This window comes from Reinekea blandensis MED297 (genome assembly GCF_000153185.1).
GTDB lineage: Bacteria > Pseudomonadota > Gammaproteobacteria > Pseudomonadales > Natronospirillaceae > Reinekea > Reinekea blandensis.
This window is the reverse complement of sequence record NZ_CH724154.1, coordinates 45,816-53,834: the sequence shown is the minus strand read 5'-3', so window position 1 is coordinate 53,834 and position 8,019 is coordinate 45,816. Positions and strand designations below refer to the sequence as shown.

General features: G+C 52.1%; 8 protein-coding genes. 7 read left to right on the top strand and 1 reads right to left on the bottom strand.

All coding sequences use genetic code 11. The features are described 5' to 3' along the window. Nucleotides 1-139 precede the first annotated feature (139 nt). Nucleotides 140-1,420 carry a DedA family protein gene (locus tag MED297_RS17805; RefSeq protein ID WP_008047402.1) on the bottom strand — a complete coding sequence of 427 codons (1,281 nt, stop codon included), beginning with the start codon at nt 1,418-1,420 and terminating at the stop codon, nt 140-142. A gap of 120 nt (nt 1,421-1,540) precedes the next feature. On the opposite strand from MED297_RS17805, the gene MED297_RS17800 reads away from it, so the two are divergent. From MED297_RS17800 to MED297_RS17770, 7 genes are all read left to right on the top strand, one after another. Next, nucleotides 1,541-2,806 carry a glutamate-5-semialdehyde dehydrogenase gene (locus MED297_RS17800; protein WP_040557600.1) on the top strand — a complete coding sequence of 422 codons (1,266 nt, stop codon included), beginning with the start codon at nt 1,541-1,543 and terminating at the stop codon, nt 2,804-2,806. Continuing rightward, nucleotides 2,796-3,428 (top strand): nicotinate (nicotinamide) nucleotide adenylyltransferase, encoded by a 633-nt coding sequence (gene nadD, locus MED297_RS21585; RefSeq protein WP_050762951.1) that lies wholly within the window; start codon nt 2,796-2,798, stop codon nt 3,426-3,428. Before MED297_RS17800 ends, nadD begins: the two co-directional genes overlap by 11 nt. A 61-nt stretch (nt 3,429-3,489) precedes the next feature. Next, nucleotides 3,490-3,855 (top strand): ribosome silencing factor, encoded by a 366-nt coding sequence (rsfS, locus tag MED297_RS17790; RefSeq protein ID WP_008047398.1) that lies wholly within the window; start codon nt 3,490-3,492, stop codon nt 3,853-3,855. Between the two features lie 4 nt (nt 3,856-3,859). After that, nucleotides 3,860-4,327, top strand: a complete 468-nt coding sequence (gene rlmH / locus MED297_RS17785; protein WP_008047397.1) for a 23S rRNA (pseudouridine(1915)-N(3))-methyltransferase RlmH — start codon at nt 3,860-3,862, stop codon at nt 4,325-4,327. 3 nt (nt 4,328-4,330) lie between these two features. Next, nucleotides 4,331-6,184 carry a penicillin-binding protein 2 gene (mrdA, locus tag MED297_RS17780; RefSeq protein WP_008047396.1) on the top strand — a complete coding sequence of 618 codons (1,854 nt, stop codon included), beginning with the start codon at nt 4,331-4,333 and terminating at the stop codon, nt 6,182-6,184. After that, nucleotides 6,174-7,304 carry a rod shape-determining protein RodA gene (gene rodA / locus MED297_RS17775; protein ID WP_008047395.1) on the top strand — a complete coding sequence of 377 codons (1,131 nt, stop codon included), beginning with the start codon at nt 6,174-6,176 and terminating at the stop codon, nt 7,302-7,304. The genes mrdA and rodA overlap by 11 nt, the downstream gene beginning before the upstream one ends. Before the next feature lie 43 nt (nt 7,305-7,347). Beyond that, nucleotides 7,348-8,019: lytic murein transglycosylase (locus MED297_RS17770; protein ID WP_008047394.1), on the top strand; the 672-nt coding region annotated here is incomplete at its 3' end.

Genomic DNA, 8,019 nt, shown 5'->3' with positions numbered 1-8,019 from the left:
TCATCGGCGCGTGCATGGGTAAAAAACAGCTGGATCATCGGGTTGCCTGCTTTGCTGATGGCCGGGCAACTTTTTATCCTGATTTTTGGCGTTATTCTCATGACCTTTGTCTCCTTTATGTTTCTGGATGAGGCCTGACCTATAACTGAACACTGAGCCAGGCCGATGCCGTCAAGATCAGCAGGCCGGCTAATGGTATGGGCAGAGGCACAAATAACGGTAAATGGCGCATCTGCCAGGCGCTGCGTAATAACGCATTCGCAATCAAGCCGGTAAGCATGGCAATTAACGTCTCTGATAATTTGAGTTCGCCTGTCAACAGGTGGCTGAAAAGTGCGTATATCAAGAACAGGCTGGTAACAGCATAGATGGGCCAGCGGCGAAGGCTGTCCAGTTGACTGGAAAGTACATTGGCGAAGAATCCGCAAAATACGGTGAAGAGTGTCAGGCCTAACAGGGGTGGTCCGGCATCGATTGCGGTGAGGTGACCCAATCCGAAGGTGACCCCAAGGCTGGTTCCCATCAGCGTGCCAAAAAGTAAAAGTAGAAGTGCAGTGCGCTTCACCACAATAAGCCACAGTCCAAGGCTGAAAAACAGCAACAAGATCAGCGTACTGTCGCTTAACAGAACTCCGATATGACCCAGCGTGGCCAGTGTCGTGGTCTGCCACTGTGCGGCCCATTGCAAAAGCTGAATATCCTGTTCGGTAGGTGGCCAGAACAACAAGGTTGCCCCCCAGATGGTCGCTATAATCAGCAAAGCTGCCGGTCCCACAGGCCAGCGATCGGCTTGTCGTTGAGTGATCCAGCCGCGCAGATGCCAGCGATGGGGGTGGGTGTGATGGTAAATCGCCAGCAAGCCAGCACTGATACTGATGGCGCTTAACAGGTAGATTATAAGCGAGCGGGTGCTCAGGGGTTGAATCCGCCAGAGATCGGCCAGCTCGCCAGTATAATATCCGGGCAAAAGGTAGGCGGGCGACCAAACAAGAACCGTCAGGATGTTAATGGGTACAAACAGCCGCGGTGACATCCCCAAAGTGCCGGCCGCCAGCGGGACAACAGGCCGTAGGGGGCCTAGAAATCGTCCGATAATAACGCTCAGCCATCCCCATTTCTGCACAAACCAATGCCCCTGTTCCAGCCAAGTGCGGTGACGTCGAAACCAAGGGTAGGTATCAATGCGCTGGTTTAACCGACAACCAATGGCGTAGCTGCTGATATCACCTGTACAGCCGCCAATAGCGCCCATGAGCAGAAGCAATGCTATGGGGATATTCATGGTGTTTGCCAGTGCGGCTAACGAAAACAGCAGCACCACTCCCGGAACCAATACGCCAAGCAGGGCAAAGGATTCGAGAAACGCAACCAGGGCTACCGCGAGCAGAATTACAAGGGGTGACGATTGTAGCCATTCCATAATGTGTCAGGCTCCGATAAAGCGGGCCGAATTTTCAAAAAAGGTACGCGGCAGGGTCATAGTGATCAACCGGTTAGCAGGGTATACTAGCGCGCTTTAATGTAAATTCTAGCGAAGATCATGTCATCGAATACGGTTTTTGAATATATGTCCGGTGTAGGGGCCAGCGCACGTGCCGCCTCTGCTGAGATTGCTCGCAGTGATACAGCGACAAAAAATCGGGCCCTTCTGGCAACGGCGGAAGCTATTCAGGCGATGCAGTCTGAGTTGAGCGAAGCTAACCAACGTGACTTGGTAGCAGGTCGGGAAAAGGGTCTGAGTGACGCCATGCTGGATCGGTTAACGCTCACACCCGAGCGTATCCAGGGTATGGTTGAAGGGTTACAGCAGGTAGCTTCATTACCCGATCCGGTCGGCAGTATTTCGGAAATGGATTATCGCCCCAGTGGTATTCAACTCGGGAAAATGCGGGTACCGCTGGGTGTTATCGGCATTATTTATGAAAGTCGACCCAACGTGACGATTGAGGCCGCGAGCCTGTGTCTCAAGTCGGGCAATGCGGTCATTCTGCGTGGCGGCAGTGAAGCCATTCACTCAAATAACGCGTTGGCTGGATGCATCCAGCAAGGGCTCGAAGTCGCTGGTTTACCGCAGGCCGTTGTTCAGGTTGTAGATACGACAGATCGTGAAGCCGTGGGGTATTTGATTTCAATGCCGGAATACGTTGATGTGATCGTTCCCCGTGGTGGTAAAGGGTTGATTGAGCGCATCAGTCAGGACGCGCGGGTACCGGTCATCAAGCATCTTGATGGTGTTTGCCATGTTTACATTGATGCTGAAGCCGATCCTAAGAAAGCACTGGCCATTGCAGAGAATGCAAAAACCCGGCGATATGGCGTCTGTAACGCCATGGAAACGTTGCTGGTGGACTCGTTGGTTGCCGATGTCCTGCTGCCTTCACTGCAGTCAATCTACGACCGTCATGGCGTTGAACTGAGAGGGTGTCCGAAAACTCAGGCATTGATCGATTGTCAGCCTGCAACAGAAGAGGACTGGAGTACCGAGTATCTGGCACCAATCCTGTCCGTCAAGGTTGTGGATGGTCTTGATGACGCGATTCAGCACATCAACCGGTATGGCAGTCATCATACTGACAGTATTGTGACTGAGAACTACACCCGCGGACGACGATTTCTGCGGGAAGTGGATTCCGCATCCGTGATGATCAATGCATCAACCGCATTTGCCGATGGGTTTGAATACGGCCTGGGGGCTGAGATCGGGATATCGACTGATAAAATTCATGCGCGGGGTCCGGTAGGACTGGTCGGGCTTACCTCGCAGAAGTACGTAGTCTTTGGTGATGGCGAGATTCGTGAACCCTGATATCCGGGTTGTCTACGGCGGCACCTTTGATCCGTTTCATCTGGCTCATGAAGCAGTCTGTAATACGATTCTGGAGCAGACTGAGGTAACTGAGTTGCGCTTGATCCCTTGCGCACAGCCAGCTTTGAAAGACGCCGCGACGGTTCCCGCTGAAGCACGCCTGGCTATGCTGAAACTGTGGCAGAGCAGTCATCCGCAAGCAGGGCGCATTGTTGTCGATGATCAGGAAATCCGTCGCCAAGGTGTCAGTTATACGTCTGACACCATTGCCCGGCTTCAAAGTGAAGATAATCAGGGCACCTGGTTGTTTGCGCTCGGTACCGATGCCTGGAACAGTCTCCCAAAATGGCACCACGCAGTTACCCTGATGGAAACTTTATCGTTTTGGGTGTTTCAGCGGCAGGGTGAGGCGCTTGTGACGGTTCATCCGGGTGTCCAACGGGTTGATGACTTTGAGTCGCTCATCGGACAGACATCTCAGTTCTATGTCGACGGACGCGTTGACATTAAGCTGGCGTCGAGTCAGTTACGTCAATCGGGGCAGGCGTGCCTGCGTCAGCAAACGCCGAAGGTTATTTCCGACTACATTGATTCACACGGCCTGTATCAAAACCGGTCGTAAAATCCTCCGTCCGGCTCGACTTGCCGGATCGGAGGTTACTTTATAAAGAAACAGGAACACTATGTCAGATAAAGCGCAAATCAAAAATGCTCACAATGAGGCGTTGATCAGTAACTTGATTGAGGCACTTGAAAACATCAAGGCCACCGACATTCAGGTGATTGATGTCCGTGACAAAACTACGCTGATGGATACTCTGGTTATCGCTTCGGGTACATCAACCCGGCACATTGCAGCCGTGGTCAACAGCGTGGCTGAAGAAATGAAAGAAAAAGGTTATGTCGCCGATCATCAGGAAGGCCAGACCGGTTCAGATTGGGTGCTACTGGATTTCGTTGATCTGGTATTGCACGTGATGTTGCCGGAAGCCCGGGCGCTTTACGATCTGGAAAGCCTCTGGTCCGGAATGACTCCGCCATCTGAGTAACAACATGAAGATCAGGATTGTTGCCATTGGGCAGAAAATGCCCGCCTGGGTGAATGAGGCCACGCAGGAATACCTGCGTCGACTGCCCCGTGATTTGTCAGTGGAGTTTGTACCATTGGCCATTGGCAATCGCGGCAAAAGCAGTGGTGTCAGCAAAGCCATTGCTCAGGAAGGCGACGCCATGCTTGCGGTTATTAAAGATCAGGATCATGTGATTGCGCTCGATCTTTCTGGCAAGCCGTGGTCGACGGAGCAACTGTCCGAACAACTCCAGGGTTGGCGCGAACAGGCTAAGGATGCCCTGTTGCTGATTGGTGGCCCCGATGGGTTAGATCCGCGTTGCCTGGCTCGTGCCAATCAGAAATGGTGTTTGTCGAACCTGACGTTGCCGCATCCACTGGTGCGTGTGTTGCTGACTGAGCAGCTCTATCGTGCCTGGAGCATTACTCAGAACCACCCATATCATAAGTAGTACATGCAGAATCATTCACTCGACAACAAAGAATATGAACGGCGGCTGTTTCAGCGACGCATGCTTGTGGCACTGTTCGTTGTCGCTGCAATGTTGCTTGTTCTGATCGCCCGGTTGTTTTTTTTACAGATCATTCAGCATGAGAAACATCAGGCCCTATCGGACAACAACCGCCTCGAAGTGCTGCCCATAGCGCCCATTCGAGGGCTGATATACGACCGCAATGGTGAACTGCTGGCTGAAAACCTGCCATCCCATACGCTCAGTATTGTCGCTGAACGTGTCGATGATATGGACGCGTTATTGGCAGAGTTACGTCAACTGGTCGAACTCAGCGACGATCAGATTGAGCTGTTTTACAGACGGTTGAATCAGTATCGACGACCTCATGATCCGATCCCGCTGAAAGTGAAGTTATCAGAAGAAGAAATTGCCGTTCTAGCCGCTAATCGATATTTTCTGAAAGGCGTTCAGGTCGAGGCCGAGCTGATCCGACAGTATCCTCATGGAGAAGCGTTTGCCCATGTGTTGGGTTATGTTGGACGCATTAATGAACAAGAGCTGCAAGAGCTCGATCCGGGCGCCTACGCGGGTATTCGTTTTATCGGTAAGCAGGGTATCGAGCGGGAGTATGAAGAAGTTCTGTTGGGTAAGGCCGGTTATCAGCGGGTCGAAACGAATGCCCGTGGTCGAATCCTGAATGTGTTGGACAAACAGGCGCCGGAACCAGGTGCCAACCTTCACCTTCAGTTAGATCGGGCATTACAACAGAAGGCTTTTGATCTGTTGGAAGGGAAGCGGGGTGCCATCGTTGCGATCGAACCGGAAACCGGTGGGATACTGACGCTGGTGAGTCGACCCAGTTTTGATCCAAACCTCTACGTCACCGGCTTCCCGGCAACGCTTTACAATCAGTTGCGCGATTCGCCCGATAAGCCATTCCTGAATCGGGCCACGCGAGGGCAATACCCGGCAGCATCGACCATCAAACCCTTTATCGGGCTGGGTGGCGTAGACGGAGGGTACACTACCTGGACCAAAACCACAGACTATAAAGGCGAGTTTCAGCTTCCAAACGATCCAAGAATCTATCGGGACTGGAAGCGTGGCGGTCATGGTGAAACCAACCTGACAGACGCCATCGAAGAGTCGGTGGATACGTATTTTTATGATCTGGCTTATCAGATGACGCTGGAGCCGATTCATAACATTCTGGATCAGTTCGGCTTCGGCAAAAACACCACCTGGGATGTTTACAACCCCGCGGTTGGTATTAACCCGACCCGCGATTGGAAAAAAGACCGTCACGGGTTTTCGTGGTATGCCGGCGATACTGTGAACCTGGGGATTGGTCAGGGTTACATGTTGACCACACCGACGCAGTTGGCGATTGCTACTGCGGTAATGGCCAATGAGGGAACCTGGATGACTCCGAGATTAATGCTGTATAGCAATGACGAATCATTGATGGATATCCCGGAAAAAGCACAACCGGACATCCAACTGAACAATGAAGAAAACTGGGCGCGCATTCACCACACCATGGAAGAAGTGTTATATGGCCAGAAAGGGACCGCCCGCCATGTTGCTTATGACGCGCCTTATCGCTTCGCAGGAAAAACCGGTACTGCTCAGGTCGCGGAAATTCAGCGCGACGAAAATGGCGAAGCGGTAGATGATGTGCCGGATCATCTGAAGGATCACGCATTATTTATCGCCTATGCCCCTGCGGAAAACCCTAAGATTGCGCTGGCGGTTGTTGTCGAAAATGGTGGTGGAGGCAGTTCCGTGGCGGCCCCGATCGCTCGAGAGTTATTGGATGAGTACCTGTTGAGGGAGCCAACCAATGCTGAGTGATTTTGTTCGACATGCCTCACGTGACAGTTTCAGCGCCACGCCCGGTTTTTGGCAGCGGATACATGTGGATTTCTACCTGTTCCTGCTGCTTTTAGTTCTCGCGGCCGGCGGTATGGTCGTGCTCTACAGCGCCAGCGGCGGAGACTGGGGGGCGGTCACGCGGCAATCGGTTCGCTTTGGTGTTGGGTTCCTGGCGATGTTTATCGTTGCTCAGTTTGATCCGCGTTGGTATCAGCAATGGAGTGGCGCGCTTTATCTGATCGGTGTTGCCTTTCTGATTGCCGTGCTCGTCGTGGGTTCGGGCGCAAAGGGTGCGCAACGCTGGCTGGTGATACCGGGCGTTATTCGATTTCAACCGTCAGAAATCATGAAGCTGGCGGTACCGGTGATGATGGCCTGGTACATTTCCCGTTATGGCCTGCCTCCGAGACTGAAGCATATTCTGGGTGCCGCCATACTCCTGGCGATCCCCTTTGTGTTGATTTTGCAGCAACCCGATCTTGGAACGTCGTTGTTGATTGCCGCATCGGGTGTCTTTGTTATTTTTCTGGCCGGATTGTCCTGGAAAATCATTGCCTCAGGGATTGTTCTCGGTATCGGTTCGCTGCCGTTGATGTGGATGTTCGTGCTGCGTGATTATCAGAAAACGAGAATTTTAACGTTGTTTAACCCCGAGTCGGACCCTTTAGGGGCTGGCTGGAACATTATTCAGTCCAAAACAGCCATTGGCTCAGGAGGACTGGATGGCAAGGGCTTCCTGCTGGGGACGCAATCGCAGCTGGATTTTTTACCGGAAAGTCATACGGACTTCATCATTGCCGTACTGAGTGAAGAGTTTGGCTTTATCGGTGTAATGGTCTTACTGGCACTTTATGTGGCGATCGTCATCCGGGGCATGGTCATCGCCACTCGTGGACGGGATAACTTCTGTCGGTTGTTGGCAGGATCAATTACTCTGACATTTTTTATTTATGTATTTGTAAATATCGGCATGGTCAGTGGGTTGTTGCCTGTGGTTGGCGTACCCTTGCCCTTGGTCAGTTACGGTGGAACTTCTATTGTGACTCTGTTGACCGGCTTCGGCATCTTGATGTCCATCAGTACGCATCAGCGAGTATAACGCTGGCAGATGGACAGGCGTTTTAGGTTATGGTGAGAGTGGTATGGTTCGATTTTTTTTGATTCTTGTCCTCAGTGGACTGTCCTTTACGACGGCGAAAAATTTTCTTGAGTTCCCACGGACTGAAGCCGTAATTCAGACGCTCGTCGACGAGCATGGCTTTGACCGAACTGAGGTGGAGCGGTGGATGGCCGAAGGATCCTATCGGGAAGAGTCTGTGACCAACATTGCCGCACCGGCAGAAAAAACCAAATCTTATGTCGAATATAAACCGATGTTTCTATCCTGGCTGACCATTCACCAGGGTAAGAAGTTCCTTGAAGAGCATCAGTCATTATTGGCCAAAGCCGAAGCCACTTACGGTGTGCCCGCAGAAATCATTGTTGCCATCATCGGTATCGAAAGTCGTTACGGGAATTCTCTGGGGCGACACAATACTTTTAATGCGCTGGGCAGTCTTGCGGTGACAGAAGGGCGGCGCGCCGATTATTTTCAACGTGAGTGGATCAAGTTTATCGTGCATACCCAAGCCCTCGGGATGGACACTCTGAGCATCAAGGGCTCTTATGCCGGAGCGACAGGCTTTCCCCAGTTTATGCCAACCAGCTATGAAGCTTACGCTGTCGATCATGACGAAGACGGGGATGTTGATATCTGGTCGGATGCTGTTGATGCCATTGGATCGGTTGCCAATTACCTGAGGAAAACGGTGAAG

Bases quoted from the DNA above. Each gene is read 5' to 3' on its own strand.
- MED297_RS17805 (WP_008047402.1), bottom strand. From the start codon at position 1,420: ATGGAATGGCTACAATCGTCACCCCTTGTAATTCTGCTCGCGGTAGCC.
- MED297_RS17800 (WP_040557600.1), top strand. From the start codon at position 1,541: ATGTCATCGAATACGGTTTTTGAATATATGTCCGGTGTAGGGGCCAGC.
- rsfS (WP_008047398.1), top strand. From the start codon at position 3,490: ATGTCAGATAAAGCGCAAATCAAAAATGCTCACAATGAGGCGTTGATC.
- rlmH (WP_008047397.1), top strand. From the start codon at position 3,860: ATGAAGATCAGGATTGTTGCCATTGGGCAGAAAATGCCCGCCTGGGTG.
- mrdA (WP_008047396.1), top strand. From the start codon at position 4,331: ATGCAGAATCATTCACTCGACAACAAAGAATATGAACGGCGGCTGTTT.
- rodA (WP_008047395.1), top strand. From the start codon at position 6,174: ATGCTGAGTGATTTTGTTCGACATGCCTCACGTGACAGTTTCAGCGCC.